Source organism: Qipengyuania zhejiangensis (assembly GCF_035607565.1).
In the GTDB taxonomy this organism is placed as follows: Bacteria; Pseudomonadota; Alphaproteobacteria; order Sphingomonadales; family Sphingomonadaceae; genus Qipengyuania; species Qipengyuania zhejiangensis.
Genome location: NZ_JAYKGO010000003.1, coordinates 1 through 16,501, shown reverse-complemented (window position 1 = coordinate 16,501; position 16,501 = coordinate 1). Strand labels below are relative to the sequence as shown.

At 60.6% G+C, this 16,501-nt stretch carries 17 protein-coding genes and 1 tRNA gene; 11 read left to right on the top strand and 7 right to left on the bottom strand.

The genetic code is table 11. The features are described from left to right. Positions 1-3: 3 nt before the first annotated feature. On the bottom strand, positions 4-1,332 hold the full coding sequence (locus tag VR863_RS07685) for an MFS transporter (protein ID WP_324827885.1): 1,329 nt from the start codon (positions 1,330-1,332) through the stop codon (positions 4-6). Positions 1,333-1,444: 112 nt separating this feature from the next. Between VR863_RS07685 and pgsA the strand changes: the two genes are divergently transcribed. Continuing rightward, positions 1,445-2,038 carry a CDP-diacylglycerol--glycerol-3-phosphate 3-phosphatidyltransferase gene (gene pgsA / locus VR863_RS07680; protein ID WP_324827884.1) on the top strand — a complete coding sequence of 198 codons (594 nt, stop codon included), beginning with the start codon at positions 1,445-1,447 and terminating at the stop codon, positions 2,036-2,038. Between the two features lie 63 nt (positions 2,039-2,101). Beyond that, complete coding sequence (locus VR863_RS07675) at positions 2,102-2,350, top strand: hypothetical protein (RefSeq protein WP_324827883.1); 249 nt, start codon at positions 2,102-2,104, stop codon at positions 2,348-2,350. 144 nt (positions 2,351-2,494) lie between these two features. On the opposite strand, the gene VR863_RS07670 is transcribed toward VR863_RS07675, so the two are convergent. Both VR863_RS07670 and rnd read right to left on the bottom strand, forming a co-directional pair. Then, the gene (locus VR863_RS07670) at positions 2,495-3,391 is read right to left on the bottom strand and encodes a hydrogen peroxide-inducible genes activator (RefSeq protein WP_324827882.1); all 897 of its coding nucleotides are present in this window, start codon (positions 3,389-3,391) and stop codon (positions 2,495-2,497) included. A 10-nt stretch (positions 3,392-3,401) separates the two neighbouring features. Beyond that, complete coding sequence (gene rnd / locus VR863_RS07665; RefSeq protein WP_324827881.1) at positions 3,402-4,604, bottom strand: ribonuclease D; 1,203 nt, start codon at positions 4,602-4,604, stop codon at positions 3,402-3,404. Between the two features lie 154 nt (positions 4,605-4,758). Here rnd and aspS point away from each other — a divergent pair, with 154 nt between their 5' ends. Both aspS and VR863_RS07655 read left to right on the top strand, forming a co-directional pair. Continuing rightward, the gene (aspS, locus tag VR863_RS07660) at positions 4,759-6,576 is read left to right on the top strand and encodes an aspartate--tRNA ligase (protein ID WP_324827880.1); all 1,818 of its coding nucleotides are present in this window, start codon (positions 4,759-4,761) and stop codon (positions 6,574-6,576) included. A gap of 153 nt (positions 6,577-6,729) precedes the next feature. Then, a complete protein-coding gene (locus VR863_RS07655) occupies positions 6,730-7,716 on the top strand; it encodes a hypothetical protein (RefSeq protein ID WP_324827879.1) in 987 nt (328 codons plus the stop codon). A gap of 123 nt (positions 7,717-7,839) precedes the next feature. Here the strand turns inward: VR863_RS07655 and VR863_RS07650 are convergent, their stop codons facing one another. Both VR863_RS07650 and VR863_RS07645 read right to left on the bottom strand, forming a co-directional pair. Beyond that, on the bottom strand, positions 7,840-8,271 hold the full coding sequence (locus VR863_RS07650; protein WP_324827878.1) for a ferritin-like domain-containing protein: 432 nt from the start codon (positions 8,269-8,271) through the stop codon (positions 7,840-7,842). Between the two features lie 109 nt (positions 8,272-8,380). Further along, positions 8,381-10,351, bottom strand: coding sequence for a serine hydrolase domain-containing protein (locus tag VR863_RS07645; protein ID WP_324827877.1), 1,971 nt, complete (start codon positions 10,349-10,351; stop codon positions 8,381-8,383). 153 nt (positions 10,352-10,504) lie between these two features. On the opposite strand from VR863_RS07645, the gene VR863_RS07640 reads away from it, so the two are divergent. The 6 genes from VR863_RS07640 to VR863_RS07615 all read left to right on the top strand — a co-directional run bounded on the left by VR863_RS07640 (position 10,505) and on the right by VR863_RS07615 (position 15,302). Further along, on the top strand, positions 10,505-10,741 hold the full coding sequence (locus VR863_RS07640) for an acyl carrier protein (RefSeq protein WP_006834437.1): 237 nt from the start codon (positions 10,505-10,507) through the stop codon (positions 10,739-10,741). Between the two features lie 97 nt (positions 10,742-10,838). Then, positions 10,839-12,098: a beta-ketoacyl-ACP synthase II gene (fabF, locus tag VR863_RS07635; RefSeq protein ID WP_324827876.1), complete on the top strand. Its 1,260-nt coding sequence runs from the start codon at positions 10,839-10,841 to the stop codon at positions 12,096-12,098. A gap of 1 nt (position 12,099) precedes the next feature. Beyond that, positions 12,100-13,074 carry an endolytic transglycosylase MltG gene (mltG, locus tag VR863_RS07630; RefSeq protein ID WP_324827875.1) on the top strand — a complete coding sequence of 325 codons (975 nt, stop codon included), beginning with the start codon at positions 12,100-12,102 and terminating at the stop codon, positions 13,072-13,074. Further along, entirely contained in the window at positions 13,071-13,613 is a 543-nt protein-coding gene (locus VR863_RS07625) for a 2'-5' RNA ligase family protein (RefSeq protein ID WP_324827874.1), read from the top strand. The genes mltG and VR863_RS07625 overlap by 4 nt, the downstream gene beginning before the upstream one ends. Positions 13,614-13,793: 180 nt before the next feature. Then, a tRNA-Met gene (locus tag VR863_RS07620) sits at positions 13,794-13,870 on the top strand. A gap of 178 nt (positions 13,871-14,048) precedes the next feature. After that, positions 14,049-15,302 carry a tyrosine-type recombinase/integrase gene (locus tag VR863_RS07615; RefSeq protein WP_324827873.1) on the top strand — a complete coding sequence of 418 codons (1,254 nt, stop codon included), beginning with the start codon at positions 14,049-14,051 and terminating at the stop codon, positions 15,300-15,302. Positions 15,303-15,309: 7 nt separating this feature from the next. Here the strand turns inward: VR863_RS07615 and VR863_RS07610 are convergent, their stop codons facing one another. Next, the gene (locus tag VR863_RS07610; RefSeq protein ID WP_324827872.1) at positions 15,310-15,513 is read right to left on the bottom strand and encodes a DUF5818 domain-containing protein; all 204 of its coding nucleotides are present in this window, start codon (positions 15,511-15,513) and stop codon (positions 15,310-15,312) included. Continuing rightward, positions 15,510-16,094 carry a lytic transglycosylase domain-containing protein gene (locus VR863_RS07605; RefSeq protein ID WP_324827871.1) on the bottom strand — a complete coding sequence of 195 codons (585 nt, stop codon included), beginning with the start codon at positions 16,092-16,094 and terminating at the stop codon, positions 15,510-15,512. Before VR863_RS07605 ends, VR863_RS07610 begins: the two co-directional genes overlap by 4 nt. 144 nt (positions 16,095-16,238) lie before the next feature. Between VR863_RS07605 and VR863_RS07600 the strand changes: the two genes are divergently transcribed. Further along, positions 16,239-16,501: CHC2 zinc finger domain-containing protein (locus tag VR863_RS07600; RefSeq protein WP_324827870.1), on the top strand; the 263-nt coding region annotated here is incomplete at its 3' end.

Genomic DNA, 16,501 nt, shown 5'->3' with positions numbered 1-16,501 from the left:
CGATTACGGGCCGGCCTGAAGCGCCGCTTCGGCGGCCACCTGTTCCGCTTCGTGAAGCCGCTTGCCTAGCCATGCGGAAAACAGGCACATCGCGGCGCTAATCAGCACCTGCTCCACGATGGGGACGCCAATCGCGCTCATGCCCATCGCCAGCAAGGACCCGCCGACCATCGCGCCAGAATTCACGATGTTGTTCGCAGCGATCGTTCGCGACGCCTTTTCGGGCGCGACCCGCGTGGTTAGAAATGCGTATAGCGGAACGACGAACATGCCGCCAGCAACCGCGACCCCCAGTAGGCACATCAGCAACAGCGTCGCCATCGGCCAGGAAATGAACGCCGGGACATCGAGCAATTCGGTCGGCGCGTCGGCCTGCCAGAGCTTGCAGACGACATAGAAGGCCACGACGAACAGGCCCATCACGAGAACGGATCGCGGGGCGTAGCGCGCCGAAACCGTGCCCTTCAGCAACCTGTTCACCGCAATCGACCCGATCGCCACCCCGACGGAAAACACCACGAGGAAGAGGCTGGCCACTTCCTTCGATGCCATGATCACGTTCTTGGCGAGAGGCGGGAACTGGATGAACAGCACCGCACCGATGGTCCAGAAGAAACTGATCGCGAGGATTGCGTAGAACACTTCGGGGTTGTGCATGGTGTCGCGCACCAGCTTCACCGATGCGCGAAGGATGTGCCAGTCGAGCTTTTCCGGTTCGCCCTGCGCGGGCGCGGTCGGGATTTGCAGGCTGACCAGCCAACCCACGACGGCGGTGCCGACAATTGCGATTGCAGCGACTTCTACCGGTATCCATCCGGCGATGATCGTCCCTGCAAGGATGGCAATATAGGTCCCGGCTTCGACCCAGCCCGTACCCGCCAGGACTTCGTCCTTGCCGAGGTGTTGGGGAAGGATCGCGTATTTGATCGGCCCAAAGAAAGTCGAATGCACACCCATCGCGAACAGCGCGACCAGCAGCAGCGGGATGGCCACGGTATCGACCGCGATGCCCTTCCACGCCATCGTCAGGCCGACTGCCCCCACCATCATGATCAGGATTTCGCAGAATTTCACGATGCGGATGATCCGCGCCTTGTCGCGCATGTCGGCAAGCTGACCGGCGAGCGCGGAAAGGATGAAGAACGGCAGGATGAACAAACCCGAAGCCAGCCCGCTGAAGGCGGCCTCGGTGCTTTCGTCGTTGTACACCTGGTACACGACGAACAGGACCATCGCTGTCTTGTAGAGGTTATCGTTGAAGGCGTTGAAAAGCTGTGTGACGAACAGCGGCAAGAAGCGCCTGGAGCGCAGCAGATGCGTAGTAGTAGTCATGACCCCCCGGGCACTGCCGCGATAGGGAGCCGATTGTAGAGCCATCAGAAAAGCGGACAAGGCAAAACCGCCACTTTTGCGGCGGGTCGCAACGCGCTAGGGGGATTTCACGATGCTGACGCTGCCGAACATGCTCACCCTGTCGCGGATCGTTGCGATACCTCTGCTCGCCTTCCTGCTGTGGTGGCCCGGCTGGGAAAACGGCTATCTGGCGGCGTTCGTGCTCTACTGCGCCATGGCGATCACCGACTATTTCGACGGAATGCTGGCCCGGTCCAGTGGCGCGGTTTCGAAACTCGGCATCTTCCTCGATCCCATTGCCGACAAGATCATGGTCGCGGCGGTCATTCTCGTTCTTGCTGCCCAGAACGTCCTGCGCGGCCCCTATGTGGGCGACATGCACGTAATCGCCGGACTGATCATCCTCATGCGCGAAATCGCGGTTTCGGGCCTGCGGGAATTCCTCGGCGGATTGCAGGTTTCCGTGCCGGTCAGCCGACTTGCGAAATGGAAGACTACCTTCCAGCTCGTCGCGCTGGGGTCGCTGATCCTTGGCGAAGGATTGCCGGGCTGGACGTTGATGATCGGCACCGTGGACGCCAACGTGCCGCATACGGTCGGCCTCGTCACGCTGTGGGCCGCGGCCGTGCTGACGGTGGTAACCGGCTGGGATTATCTGCGGGTCGGCCTCAAGCACATGGATTGATGCGGGCGAACCGCAGTTTGGCGGTCAACGAAAAATCAACTTCTGCCCTCTAGACAACGGGGCATGACCGCTACACTTCACATGTTGCTCGCCGCATTGCTCAAGATCGGTGCCGTCGCTTTCGTATTGAACGAAATTCGCGGCCTCGTGCTGGCAGCGCCCGTGATTTACGGTCTGTACCTTTCGGGTGGCACCCCCATGGCGATCTGGATTGCCGCGTGTTCGCTTGGCGGCATCGCGCTCAGCGTGATTGTCCCCATGATCGCCGTGAAGAAGATCGACGGTTTCATGAAGCGGCGCGTAGCCGCCTAGAACGGTGCGTTTTTTCCGCGTTGTTCGCTGACCGCGAGCATCACGACCGGGCCGGTTTCACGGCACGCCTTGTTCCATCAGGACAGCCGTCAGGACGAAATGGGCTAACCACCCTTTCGTGTAAACGAAGACGCCCAGGCCGGTTCAACCGGCGCGCAATTCCTCGGCCAACAGTTCAAAATCGTCCCGTCGGGGCGAATTCTTGCGCCAGATCAGGGCAATTTCCCGCATAGCATTCTTGCTCTTCAGCGGGCGGGCCACGACATCCGTTCCGTTCAGGATTCCGGCGTCGACCGCCATCTTGGGCAGCATTGTCAGCCCGAGGCCGTTGTCGACCATCTGCACCAAAGTGTGCAGGCTGGTGCCGATCATGGTTGCAGACGCGCGCAGTTCGGGCCGGTCACAGGCGGCCAGAGCGTGCTCCTTCAGGCAGTGCCCATCTTCGAGCAACAGCAACCGACCTTCGTCGATCATGCTCGGCGGAATAACTGCGGGCGGGTCACGGGGATCGTTCTTGGGGAAAGCGACGTAGAGTTCATCGTTCGCGATATGCGCGCTTTCGACTTCGCCGGTTGCAAAGGGCAGGGCAAGCAGCACGCAGTCCACCCGGCCATGCTGCAAGGATTCGACCGCGTCGTGACTGGTTTCCTCGCGCAGGAACAGCTGCAAATCGGGGCGTTCGCGGCGCAGACGCGGCAAGAAACGGGGAAGCATGAAGGGGGCGATCGTCGGTATCACGCTCATGCGGAGTTGACCGGCCAACGGCTTGCCCGCCGCCTGGACCATGTCCACCAGTTCCTCCGCCTCACGCAGTATCCGATGCGCTTTTTCCACCACCTGATTGCCAAGGGCGGTAAACCGCACAACCCGTCGGCTGCGTTCGACGAGGGTGACGCCAAGCAGGGATTCGAGTTCGCGAATGCCGGCGGAAAGGGTCGACTGGGAAACGAAGCTCGCCTCTGCGGCGCGTCCGAAATGCCCGTGCTCGTGCAGCGCAACCAGATACTGGAGCTGTTTCAGCGTGGGAAGATAGGTGCTCACCCGGCGCGACTCATTCCGCCACCTGCGTTTCGGCCATTTCGTCGCCCATGGTGTCGACATGGGTCATCAGCAGCTTGCCGTCCTTGACGGCGAAGGCGGTCTTGCCCTCGACCAGTGCCAGCGCATCCTTGCCGAAAACCTCGTAGCGCCAGCCTTCCAGGATCGGCAATTTGCGAACGCCCGCCGCAAGCGCTTCCATTTCGTCCGAGCGGGTGAGCAATCGCGCCGCCACATCGATTTCGCGCGCGCGGATCTTGAGCAACAGCTTGAGCAGATCGGCCACCAGCGCGCCTTCCTTGCCCAGCGGAGCGCCCGGCTTGGTCTTGATCGGCATTTCTTCCTTCGGAAGCGGCTCTGCCTTTTCGAGCACTTTCATAAGCCGTTTGCCGATGTCGTTGTCTTTCCACGCATTCGACAGGCCGCGCACCTTGATGAGGTCGGCCTGCTTCTTGGGCGGATGGCTGGCGATATCGGCCAGCGTCTCGTCGCGCATGATCCGTCCGCGCGGGATGTTCTTGTGCTGCGCTTCGCCTTCGCGCCATGCGGCCAATGCCTTGAGGCGACCGAGGATCGTCTGGTTGCGACCGGGCGAGCGGATGCGCTTCCAGGCAAGGCCCGCGTCGTTGGCGTAATTCGCCGGGTCGGCCAGCTTGTCCATTTCGGCATCGAGCCACACGCCGCGGCCCGTCTTGATCAACTTTTTCAGTATCTTCGGGAAGATTTCCGACAGGTGGGTCACATCGCCGATGGCGTATTCGATCTGCCGTTCGGTCAGTGGCCTGCGGCTCCAGTCGGTAAACCGCGCCCCCTTGTCGACCGGTATTCCGAGCCAGCTTTCGACAAGGTTGGCATAGCCGATCTGTTCGGACTGGCTGATGGCCATCATCGCGATCTGCGTGTCGAAGATCGGGTGCGGCGTCTTGCCGGTGAAATTGTAGACGATCTCGACATCCTGCCCACCGGCATGGAAGACCTTCAGCACGTCTTCATTGTCGCACATCAGGTTCCACAGCGGGCTGAGATCGATGCCGCTGGCAAGCGGGTCGATCGCCGCGGCTTCTTCCTCGTTGGCTATCTGAACCAGGCACAGTTCCGGCCAATAGGTGTTCTCGCGCATGAATTCGGTGTCGACCGTGACAAAGTCGCTTTTCGCCAGTCGTTCGCACAATTCGGCGAGCGCGTCCGAGGTCGTAATGAGGTCATGTATTTTCATCGTATCTTTTCTGTCCGTTGAGCGGAGTACCGCTCTCGGCCCGGCCGACCTTGACAAAAAGTCGCCCTTGCCCTGTTAGCGCGCGCGATTCCTGCTAATGGCTGCCCGCGCGCCGCGCCCTAGCGCCATAGCTCCGAAAATGGAAAGATTTTAGATGCACGCCTATCGTACCCACAACTGCGCACAGCTGACGAAGGAAACCGTCGGCGAAACCGTCCGCCTTTCGGGATGGGTGCACAACAAGCGAGATCACGGCGGCGTGCTGTTCGTCGACCTGCGCGATCACTACGGCATCACCCAGATCGTTGCCGATAGCGACAGCGAAGCCTTGCCGGTGCTCGAAAAGCTCAAGCTGGAATCGGTCGTCACGATCGACGGCACGGTAAAGGCGCGCGCGGACGTGGCGGTGAACCCGAACCTGCCTACTGGCGAGATCGAGGTTTTCGCCCGCAGCATCACGGTTCAGAGCCGGGCGGAAGATTTGCCGCTGATCGTCAATTCGGCGGAAGATTATCCCGAAGAAACGCGCCTGAAATACCGGTTCGTCGATCTTCGCCGCGAACGCGTTCATGCAAACATCATGCTGCGCAACCGGGTCATCACCAGCCTTCGTCAGCGTATGATCGCGCAAGGCTTCAGCGAATTCCAGACGCCGATCCTCGGCGCATCCTCGCCCGAAGGCGCGCGCGATTACCTGGTCCCCAGCCGTCTTCATCCCGGCCGTTTCTATGCGCTTCCACAGGCGCCGCAGATGTTCAAGCAGTTGCTGATGGTCGCCGGATTCGACCGGTACTTCCAGATCGCGCCCTGCTTCCGCGACGAAGACCTGCGCGCCGACCGCAGCCCCGAATTCTACCAGCTCGATTTCGAAATGAGCTTCGTGACGCAGGAAGATGTCTTCCAGGCGATCGAACCGGTGCTCGCCGGTGTGTTCGAGGAATTCTCGGGCGGGAAGACGGTTACGCTAGCGGGTGAATTTCCGCGCATCCCCTATGCCGAATCGATGCTGAAATACGGCACCGACAAGCCAGACCTGCGCAACCCGCTGGTCATTAGCGATGTCACGGCCCACTTCGAGACTTCGGGCTTTGGCCTGTTCGAGAAGATCGTTGGCGGCGGTGGCCGCGTGCGCGTGGTACCTGCGCCCGAAACGCACGAGAAGAGCCGCAAGTTCTTCGACGAAATGAACGACTGGGCCCGGCGCGAAGGTTTCGCCGGCCTCGGTTATGTCACCCGCAAGGGCGGCGAGTTCGGCGGCCCGATCGCCAAGAACCACGGCACCGAAGGCATGGAAAAGCTTTATGCGGAGCTGGGCCTTGGCGAAAACGATGGCCTGTTCTTTGCCGCCGGCAAGGAAAAGGACGCGGCCAAGCTGGCCGGTGCCGCGCGCACCCGCGTTGGCGACGTGCTGGGCCTGGTCGAGGAAGGCTGCTACAAGTTCTGCTGGATCGTCGATTTCCCGATGTTCGAATACGACGAAGACGCCAAGAAGGTCGATTTCAGCCACAACCCCTTCTCGATGCCGCAGGGCGAGATGGAAGCCCTGGAAACGCAGGACCCGCTCGACATCAAGGCCTGGCAGTACGACATCGTCTGCAACGGGTACGAACTTTCCAGCGGCGCGATCCGTAATCACCGTCCGGACATCATGTACAAGGCGTTCGAAATCGCCGGTTATTCGCAGGCTGACGTGGACGAAAACTTCAGCGGGATGATCGAAGCGTTCAAGCTTGGCGCGCCGCCGCATGGCGGTTCTGCTCCGGGTATTGACCGGATCGTGATGCTGTTGGCCGACGAGCCGAACATCCGCGAAGTCATCGCCTTCCCGCTCAACCAGAAGGCGCAGGACCTGATGATGGGCGCGCCCTCGCTCGTCAGCCCGCGCCAGCTGCGTGACGTGCATATCCGGACGATCGACGCACCCAAGCCGGAAGGTGCAGAGGCAGCCCGCGCCGATCGCTCGGGCGACTGATCTCTCGGGAGCGCGGCCTCGCGCCGCGCTCCCCACACTCGAAATTCCGGATGACTTCGGGCCGGATGCGGTCGGATATGCCGCGACTTGTTCATATTCGGATCACTTTTCCTGACTAAGAATGGTGCAAACAGATTTTGCACGGGGGCAGGAATGACCATTCGCCAAACTGGGCTGGCAGTTTTCGCAGCGGGGAGCTTCGCCCTCCTGTCGACGCCGGCGGCGGCAGAAACATTGCCGATCTCAGGGACATACGCAGCCGGATCGGATGCTCCTTCGGAATTCCGGACCATCGTGATCGAGCGTTTCGACGGCAACGAAGGCACGAAATTCGAACTTGAACTGCGCGACGCGATGGCGCGCGCAGTGATCGACGGAGCAGCTTACTACGATGTCCGCCGTGGCATAGGTCCGGGTGAGGGCGCAACGCAGACAGCGTGGATCAGCGGAGCGGCCCTGTCCGAAGTGGAGCGCCTGCCGTCGGGCACCGCGGAAGAACGAAAGTGCGTTCGTGAGGACAAGGACGGCAAATGCGTGGAGCGGCGCACGTTCACGTACAAGTGCCGCGAGCTCGCCGTGCGGTTCACAGGCGAAGTCCTGATGCTCGATGGACGAGATGAGCTGGTATACGACCGCGGGTATTCGACCAGCGGATCGCAGCGATACTGCGAGAACCAGTCCTCGGTGCCGTCGGCCAGCGACATGGTCACAGGCATGATCGAGCGCTTCGCCGGGGAAGTGCGCCGTGACCTTGCTCCGACCCAGCGAAACGAGGATATCCGTGTCCTCGAAAGCCGCGACGGCATGGCAAAATCGCTTCGCAAGTCATTCAAGAAAGCCCTGAACCTGACCAAATCGGATTGGGGTGCTGCCTGCGCCGAGTTCGACCGCCTGAACGCGCTACAGCCCGACCATATCACCTTGACCTTCAATGCAGGGCTTTGCCGCGAAGTGGTGGGCGACCTGGACCGGGCGCAGGAACTTTATAGTCGCTCGCTCGGACTGGAGCCGGGCAAGGACTACCCTACTGCGGGCCTATCCCGCATTGCCTCGCGACGCCGGGCGCAGCAGCAGTTGGCGCTGCATCATGCCGGGCCTGAAGACGCACAGCTGGCACATGAGGATCACAACGGGGCGTAGCTGGAGAGCGGTCTCGAAATGGCCGGTTTCGGCTCGCGACCGTCGTCACTTTTTCACCGATCCGTCCTGACGCAAGAAGGGCGCGGATCGCTCCGCGCCCTTCCGGTGTGATTGAACGCGAGATCAGTCGTACTGTTTCGCGATCATGTCGCCAAAGCGTTCGCCTTCGCAGATCTCGCTATAGGCTTGCTGCACGACCGAGCGTTCCGAAGCTTCGAGCTGGTCGCTTTCGAGCGCGGTTTCGAACTTCGACTTGATGTAGTCTTCGCCTTCTTCGACACGTTCGGCGGCGGCTTCGTCACCGCTTTCGAACAGGTCGGTGATGCTGACCCACATCTGGTGCAGCTCGCCGGTCATCGTTCCCTTGGTGACGAGTTCGTCGCCCTGGAGTTCGAGCTGTGCATTCATCTGGCGCAGCGTTTGCTCGCGCGACTGGAGGCGCTGGTTGAGCGCCTGCTGCAACTGCGGGCTGTCAGCTTTTTCGGCGGCTTTACGATAGCCTTCGACAGAATCGAACGTGGTGTCGGTGAGGCTCTTGTATACGGTACTGCTCATGATTTGCTTCCCTATTTGAATGGGTTAATGCCCATACAACGGTGCGGGAGAGCTTGGGGTCCGAGGTTTTTGCCTCGGACCCCTCGACATGGCGCGAAACCGTTTCGCTTCAGCCCGCATCCTCGGTGAAGACATATTCGTGCTGCGCGTCGATGAGGGTCAGCACACGCTTCCCATCGCGTTCGCCGGCGATCAGCGGGAAACCGAAGAAGCCGGGCACCATGAACAGGATCGAGTGCGTGCCGTCGTCGTTCGCCTTGGTGCCAACGGGCGATTTGCCCGAAGTGACGGTGATCCACGTGGCGTCGCCGTCACGGCTTACGGTCAACGGGCCGAGTTCGGGGCTGACGTAACGCGGGGCGAGGGCGGCAAGAACCGCAGGATCGCCCTGTTCGACAATGCCTTCCCGGCCCTTGGCGCGCGCTTCTGCGCCCAGGCGCACGGAAGCGGACAGGTTTTCCGCCGCTTCATCGTTCCCGTCATACAGCACTTCGAGCAGTTTGCGCTGGAACAGGCCGAGCAGAGCCTGTCCGGTATCCGAATTGGTCAGCAGCACCGCGCCAACCTTGTCTTCGGGAATAAACCAGAAGTTGCTCTTGTACCCTATCAGGCTGCCGCCGTGGAAATAGACCGACTTGCCCATCGAGGCGCTTTCCATGAGGCCCATGCCGTACCAGCTATCCTCGCCGATCGGGACATAGTGTTCGCGCCGCTTGAGCAGGTTCTCCTTCGATACCAGCTGCGTGCCATCGGGCAGCGTGCCTTCGTACAGTTCGTTGAGGGCATAGAGCGCCATGTCGTGCGCGCTCGACCAGACGCCGCCAGCGGGACGATAAGGATAGACCATGTAGTTCCAGTCCATCGGCGCCATTTCGACCGGGCCGTCGTATCCCCGTGCATGGGGACGCGCCCAGTTTTCGGCCATCGCCGCGTCGAAATCGAACGTCGTGCGGGTCATGCCCAGCGGGGCGAAAATCCGTTCTTCCATCGCTTTGTCGAAAGCCGCACCGATTTCCATGTCGGGGTGGACCAGATGGCCGCCGATATACCCGGCCGCGCTGGCCATCAGATTGTTGTACTGGAAGACCTCTCCAAAACCGCTCGTCGGTTCGGTGGCCGCCAGTTGAACGAAGGTGTCGCTGGCCGGGGTTTCGGCGCTTGTGTTCATCACCCACTGCATGTCCTTGCGGGGCAGGCCCGTGCAGGCGCAGATCAGATGTTCTATCCGGACATTCGCGGTCGTTTCCGCGCTGCCAAGGCGGAATTCGGGGTAAACATCGGTTACCGTTTGGTCCCACCCCAGCTTGCCTTCATCGACCAGGGTGGAAAGCAGCAAGGTGGCCATCCCCTTGGTGTTGGAGGCGACCATGAATTCGGTGTCCTTGTCGACCGCTTCCGTGCTGCCGAGAGCGGTCACGCCGAGTCCGCCTTCCCACACGATCTTGCCGTCATCGATCAGCGCAAGACCCACGCCCGGAATTTCGAGGCCCTTCATGGCTTCGCCCACAAACGCGGTGATTTCGGCGATTCGTTCGGGGGTGAGGGCGTTGGCTTCCTTGCCGGCGAAGGTTTCCTTTTCGAAATTTGCCGGGCGAAGAGATCCGAATGCCTGGCTGAGCTGCGCCCCACGCTTGGCGACGGTGGCGATGGCTCCGTTGATCAGGACGACTGTCCAGCTGTCCCCCTTGCGCAGCGCGATCGCCTGGATGGCGATCTTTTCCGCCGGGGAGCTTTCGTAATTCACCACCGTGATGCTGTCCCATCCGTCGCGGGCGGGCGGATCTTGCGCGATCAGAACGGTGCGATCGAAGTCGGGGTCGAACCTCGCCCAAGCCAGCTTTACCGCTTCACCGCCGTCCTGCGCGGAATCGATACCTACGATTGCGGTGGTCGCGTCGCCTTCGGGCGCGGTGAACAGGAGCATTCCGTCGCGGGATTCGCTCGCCCAACCGGGAACGGGCACCATTTGTGCGCCAGTGCCGGTGTCCACCAGTTCCGTTTGTGCGTCGTCCTGCGCCATCAGGGGAAGGGGGGACGCGGTCAGCAGCAAGGCAGAGGCGGCGAGGGCGAAGCGCTTCATATTTATGAGTTCCTTCTGTGTAATAGCCGGACAATACACTTGTGCCGGGCAAGGTCAATTTCCAAGGTCCTGCGTCAGACCCTTGCGCTTGCCGCGCCCGTTCATTAGGGCGAAAGGCAATTTTCAAACCCCCAGAATTCGAGAGGGAATAAAATGAGCGATACTGCCGACCGCGTGCAGAAAATTGTCGTCGAGCACCTCGGCGTCGAAGCCGACAAGGTTACCCAGGAAGCCAGCTTCATCGACGACCTCGGTGCAGACAGCCTCGACATCGTTGAACTGGTGATGGCCTTCGAAGAAGAATTCGGCGTGGAAATTCCCGACGATGCGGCTGAAAAGATCACCACCGTCGGTGACGCGACCAAGTACATCGAAGAGCACAAGGGCTAAGCACCTCTCTTCTCGACCCGTCCCTTGCATGGGGCGGGACCGGACAGGCCCGACCCGTCAGAGGGCCGGGCCTGTTGTCTTTTAAACGGAGAATTGCATGCGTCGTGTGGTCGTAACCGGTCTCGGACTCGTCACCCCTCTTGGCGGCGACGTCGAAACCAGCTGGGCGAACCTTATCGCCGGCAAGAGCGGAGCGGGTCAGATTACCCGCTTCGATACGTCGGACCAGAAGTGCACGATCGCGTGCGAAGTGAAGCCCAAGGATCACGAATGGGGCTTCGATCCGGACAAGCGCGTGGATCACAAGGTTCAGCGCCAGGTCGATCCGTTCATCATCTACGGGATCGATGCGGCTGGCCAGGCCATCGAAGACGCCGGTCTTGCCGAAATGGACGATGACCTGAAGCTGCGCACCGGCGTTTCGATCGGTTCGGGCATCGGCGGCTTGCCGGGCATCGAAAGCGAATCGATAGTTCTCCACGAACGGGGCCCGGGGCGCGTTTCCCCGCACTTCGTCCACGGACGCCTGATCAATCTCATCTCCGGCCAGGTGTCGATCAAATACGGTCTGATGGGGCCGAACCACGCCGTGGTTACCGCCTGTTCGACCGGCGCACACTCGATTGGCGATGCGGCGCGCATGATCAAGGACGGCGATGCCGACGTGATGCTGGCGGGTGGTGCAGAAGGCACGATCAATCCGCTGGGCGTGGCCGGCTTTGCCCAGGCGCGCGCGCTCAACATGAGCATGAACGACCGTCCGACCGAAGCCAGCCGCCCTTATGACAAGGGCCGGGACGGGTTCGTCATGGGCGAAGGCGCGGGTGTGGTCGTTCTGGAAGAATACGAACACGCCAAGGCGCGCGGCGCCAAGATTTACGCCGAAGTCGTGGGCTACGGCCTGTCGGGCGATGCGTATCACGTCACCGCGCCGCACCCTGAAGGGAAGGGCGCGGAACTGGCCATGCGTATGGCACTGCGCAAGGCGGGCATGGAAACGACCGACATCGATTACGTAAACGCGCATGGCACCTCGACCATGGCGGACACGATCGAGCTGGCCGCCGTCAAGCGCGTGCTGGGCGACGATCTCGGCGGTGCATCCATGAGTTCGACCAAGTCGGCTATCGGCCACCTCCTCGGCGGCGCCGGCGCGGTAGAGGCGATCTTCTGCATTCTTGCAATTCGTGATCAGATCGTTCCGCCGACGCTGAATCTCGACGATCCCGATGACGGCACCGAAGGCGTGGACCTTGTGCCCAAGCAGGCAAAGAAGCGTGAAGTGAAGGCCGCCCTCAACAACAGCTTCGGATTTGGCGGCACCAACGCATCCTTGATCATCAAGAAAGTCGACTGACGTGAAGAAAACGGGCGCGCTGGGCTTCGGCGCACTGGTTGCGCTCGCGCTGCTCGTCGGCGCGGCATGGTTCCTGTCGGGCTGGTGGGGCTCGTCCGGTGTCGAGGAAGACACGAACTTCATCGTTCCATCGGGGGCATCGTTGACCTCGGTTGCGGACAAGCTCGAGGAAGAAGGGCTGATCGATTCAGCCGAAGGCTTCCTCCTGCGGGCGAAGATTTTCGGCTCGGGAGACCCGATCAAGGCCGGCGAGTTTCAACTGCCGGCCGGTGCCAGTCCGTCGCGAATCCTTGGCACCTTGCAGAGCGGCCAGGTGATCCGCCGCTTCGTTACCGTGCCCGAAGGTCTGCCTTCGATCATGGTGTACGAACGGCTGATGGCCGAAGACCTGCTGACCGGCGAAATACCGGTGCCGGTCGAAGGGTCCGTTCTTCCCGACAGCTATGATTTCGAACGCGGCGAAACGCGCGCCGCCGTGCTCGCGCGCATGCAGGCGGCAATGCAGAACTACCTCGCGGAAGCGTGGCCGAAGCGGGCGAAGGATATTGCGGTCGACAACGTCAAGGACGCGGTCATCCTGGCGTCCATCGTCGAGAAGGAAACCGGCGTGGCGCGTGAACGGCGGATGGTTGCCGGGCTGTATTCCAACCGCGTGAAGGATGGGATGCTGCTGCAGGCGGACCCGACGATTATCTACCCGATTACCAAGGGCAAACCGCTGGGGCGCCGGATTCGTCAGTCGGAAATCGCCGCGATCAACGATTACAACACCTATTCGATGGTCGGCCTGCCCAAGGGACCGATCACCAATCCGGGCCGAGAATCGATCGCCGCGGTGTTGAACCCCGCCGATACAGACGCGCGCTATATGGTTGCCGATGGGACAGGCGGCCATGCATTCGCGCGGACCCTGGACGAACACAATCGCAACGTCGCCAAATGGTTCGAAATCCGCCGCAAGCGCGGAGAGATGTGAGCACGTCAGGTTCCGACGGGGGCGATGCACCGCTCATTCTGACGGCGCAACTGCCCGAAGATCTGCATGCGCGGTACACCGCTTTGCGAACGGCGCATTTCCCGCCCGAACGCAATTTCCTCGAAGCCCATGTCACGCTTTTCCACGCACTCCCCGCGATGAGCGAAGGCGAAGTCATATCGTGCTGCAAGCGCATTGCCGCCAACGTGGCGCCGGTGCGGGGCCAGGTGGTCGGTCTGATGTCGCTCGGCGGCGGAACCGCGATCAAGCTGGAAAGCGATGGCATGTTGCGCCTTCGCGAACGGTTGGCGGAGAATTTCCATGGCCTGCTGACGGCACAGGACCAGCATCGTCCGCGGCTGCATGTCACAATCCAGAACAAGGTCACCAGCGCCGAGGCCAAGGCGCTGCAAGCCGAGCTTGCCGAGTTTATCGTGCCGCGACCGTTTGCCTTTCCCGGGCTTTCCCTGTTCCGTTATCGCGGTGGGCCATGGGAACCGGTCAGGTCATTTGCCTTTCGCGGCCGCGAGGAATCATGACGCTTTCAATTGCGAACGGTTCACGGGGTTGGCGGCCAAGGGCGAGCGGATAAATCAGGCTGCAACCCGCGATCGCGCATAAACTGAGAGGCCCGATCAATTGGGCGGTTGACCGCCACACCGCCGCGCCCTAAATGCGCCGCCTGCCGTGCTGACCAATGGTCCCGGTATGCCTCTCGGGGCGGAGTAGCTCAGGTGGTTAGAGCAGCGGAATCATAATCCGCGTGTCGGGGGTTCGAGTCCCTCCTCCGCTACCAATCTCGAATCCGCATGGGTTCGCTTGCTTCCGCATGCATCCGTAAAACTCAATTAAAACAGAATGATGTGAGTGATTCGCGTCCGCCTGCGTGCGCATGCATTCGCTTGAAGCCGGATTTGGTGTGGGGGTATTTTGGGGGTATTTTCCGGGGGTAGCGAAAAGGAGCGATACCCCCAATGGCCTTGAGTGAGATTCAGATCAAAAAAGCGAAGGCGGCTGAGCGTCCGTACAAGCTTGCGGATGGGGAGGGATTATTCCTCCTCGTGCCAAAGAACGGCTCGAAGCTCTGGCGGCTGAAATACCGGTACCACGGGAAAGAGAAGCTGCTTTCTTTCGGTGCCTACCCCGAAGTCGGAATAGCGGCCGCAAGAGAACTCAAGAGAGCTGCCAAGGGTGTGCTGGCCGAAGGCAGGGACCCGATGGTTCACAAACCGGGTCGGGACTTCGAAGAGGCTAAGACCTTCAGGGCGATTGCCACCATGTGGCATGAGAACAGAGCAAGTAGTCTCAATCCCGCCCATGCGAAGCGCGTGTGGTCGCGGATGGAGCAGGACGTGCTTCCTGTCTTAGGCGAGCTCATGATGCATGAGATAACTCCACCAGAAGTCCTGAAGGTCATTCGGAAGATCGAGGAGCGCGGCGCGCTGGACATCAGTCGACGGGCCAAGCAATGTATTGGTCAGGTATTCCAGTTCGCGATTGCCAGCGGACTTTGCGATTCCGATCCAACGGCGCATCTTCGGGGGGCTTTGAAGCCACGTCCTCGGGTCAAGCATATGGCGAAGCTGCCTCTGGCACAGCTACCCGAACTCATCATCAAGATGGAGCGATACCAGGAAGAGGGTGAGAGACGATCCGAAATTACGCGGGCGGCATTGACCTTTGCTCTTCTTACATGGGTCCGGACCAAGGAACTCCGGTTCGCCAAGAAGCACGAGTTTGAAGGTCTAGTCGGAGATTCACCAGTTTGGCGCATTGGCGCTGATCGGATGAAAATGGGCCGCGAGCATATCGTGCCTTTGTCGCGACAAGCCGCTTCTCTTGCTCAAGATATGATCAGCAAGTCCGAAGGCGAATACGTCTTTCCAGGCCAGAAGCCCAAGATGCCGCTTTCCGAGAATACGATGATCTATGGCCTCTATCGGCTCGGTTACCACGGGCGACAAACTGTTCACGGCTTCAGGGGTCTGGCGAGCACCTGGGCGAATGAGCAGCTGGTCGAGGTCGGCGAACCACCGATGTGGATCCGCAGATATCATGAAGACTGGGTCGAACTGCAATTGGCACACAGCGAAGAGAACGAAGTTCGCGGAGCATACAATGCTGCCGAATATCTCGCTCCTCGGCGTGCAATGCTGCAGGATTGGGCAGACTTCCTCGATTCCATCGGCGGCAAAGCGCAAAACATTGCAGTTTTGAGAGCCGCGTGACCTGCTCCTAGACGGGCACCTGCCCCAGCCATTCGACGCGAAGGCGGTCGAACCCGACAACGATACCCTCTGCGGTAACCTCAAATCCAAAGTCTTCGTTTGAGGGTTCGTAGTCTTCGAGAACCCAATGATCTCCGGCATCGGTTACAATTACAGCTCCCCGAGGAAGGTGCTCGAGCCGTCCGCTGATCCTTTTCCGATTCGTAGTCATATCGAACTGTATGCCATCCATCGGTCGATAACGCTCTTCACATATCCAGGTGTTTCCCGATTTTTCGGTATCCCGCCGGCTCGCGACACAGCGCCGGGTCCAGCATTGTATGCGGCCAGCGCGAGATGGATCGCACCGAAGCGCTCTAGCATCTGCTTCAGATACCGCGCGCCGCCATCGATGTTCTCAGCCGGATCGTGGCGATTGCTGACACCAAGTTCTCTTGCCGTTCCCGGCATGAGTTGAGCGAGCCCAGCGGCGCCAGCCGGACTGATTGCCATCGGGTTGAACCGCGATTCCTGCCAAATCAGGGCCTGAAGCAGTCGAGGCGGCAATTGGTATCGCGCTTCAGCTTGCCGGATGAGTGGCTCATACAAGGCTTCCTTGAAGCTTCTATCGATATAGGCCGCGCCGCCATCTGGCTTGCCCAAGTGGATTGCAGTCGGGTTGAAAGCGCGCCCTTTGTCGGTTGTAACCTCAACTGTGCCGAGGTCATGGTCGAAGACCCGAAACTCCTGCGCGTGCGCGGATCCCGAAATCGCAATCGCGAGCGCACCGCAACCGCAAGCCACCAGAGACATTCGCATTGAATTACCTTTCACCTTGCCTCGATCCGCAAGAGAACATAAATAGAACACGTGGGTGTAGGAAAACGTTTTTTGCAAGTTTAGCCGAGAGAAGAGGGGGTCGTCTGGAGGGGGCAATTGTGAGGCTATGGAGCTGGTATGCCCGTTTCGAATTCAACCCTGTCACGTCATTCGCTCGAGGACACCGCCCGAAGGATCTGTGAAAGCCGAGGGGGCAAATGGTCAGGCACAAAGGGGATGGCCTGCTGCCCCGCACACGAAGACCGCACACCTTCGCTCGGCGTGACGCTCGGCCGAAAGGCTATTCTCTTCCATTGTTTTGCGGGCTGCGATCAGCAGAGCGTGCTTTCCGCTCTGGCCCGCGAAGGTTTCGAGGTGGCCAGGTTTTTCTCGGGTTCTTC

What these genes read in the sequence shown, in the direction of transcription:
- VR863_RS07685 (WP_324827885.1), bottom strand. Translation starts at nt 1,332, where the DNA reads ATGACTACTACTACGCATCTGCTGCGCTCCAGGCGCTTCTTGCCGCTG.
- pgsA (WP_324827884.1), top strand. Translation starts at nt 1,445, where the DNA reads ATGCTGACGCTGCCGAACATGCTCACCCTGTCGCGGATCGTTGCGATA.
- VR863_RS07675 (WP_324827883.1), top strand. Translation starts at nt 2,102, where the DNA reads ATGACCGCTACACTTCACATGTTGCTCGCCGCATTGCTCAAGATCGGT.
- rnd (WP_324827881.1), bottom strand. Translation starts at nt 4,604, where the DNA reads ATGAAAATACATGACCTCATTACGACCTCGGACGCGCTCGCCGAATTG.
- aspS (WP_324827880.1), top strand. Translation starts at nt 4,759, where the DNA reads ATGCACGCCTATCGTACCCACAACTGCGCACAGCTGACGAAGGAAACC.
- VR863_RS07655 (WP_324827879.1), top strand. Translation starts at nt 6,730, where the DNA reads ATGACCATTCGCCAAACTGGGCTGGCAGTTTTCGCAGCGGGGAGCTTC.
- VR863_RS07650 (WP_324827878.1), bottom strand. Translation starts at nt 8,271, where the DNA reads ATGAGCAGTACCGTATACAAGAGCCTCACCGACACCACGTTCGATTCT.
- VR863_RS07645 (WP_324827877.1), bottom strand. Translation starts at nt 10,351, where the DNA reads ATGAAGCGCTTCGCCCTCGCCGCCTCTGCCTTGCTGCTGACCGCGTCC.
- VR863_RS07640 (WP_006834437.1), top strand. Translation starts at nt 10,505, where the DNA reads ATGAGCGATACTGCCGACCGCGTGCAGAAAATTGTCGTCGAGCACCTC.
- fabF (WP_324827876.1), top strand. Translation starts at nt 10,839, where the DNA reads ATGCGTCGTGTGGTCGTAACCGGTCTCGGACTCGTCACCCCTCTTGGC.
- VR863_RS07615 (WP_324827873.1), top strand. Translation starts at nt 14,049, where the DNA reads ATGGCCTTGAGTGAGATTCAGATCAAAAAAGCGAAGGCGGCTGAGCGT.
- VR863_RS07610 (WP_324827872.1), bottom strand. Translation starts at nt 15,513, where the DNA reads ATGACTACGAATCGGAAAAGGATCAGCGGACGGCTCGAGCACCTTCCT.
- VR863_RS07605 (WP_324827871.1), bottom strand. Translation starts at nt 16,094, where the DNA reads ATGTCTCTGGTGGCTTGCGGTTGCGGTGCGCTCGCGATTGCGATTTCG.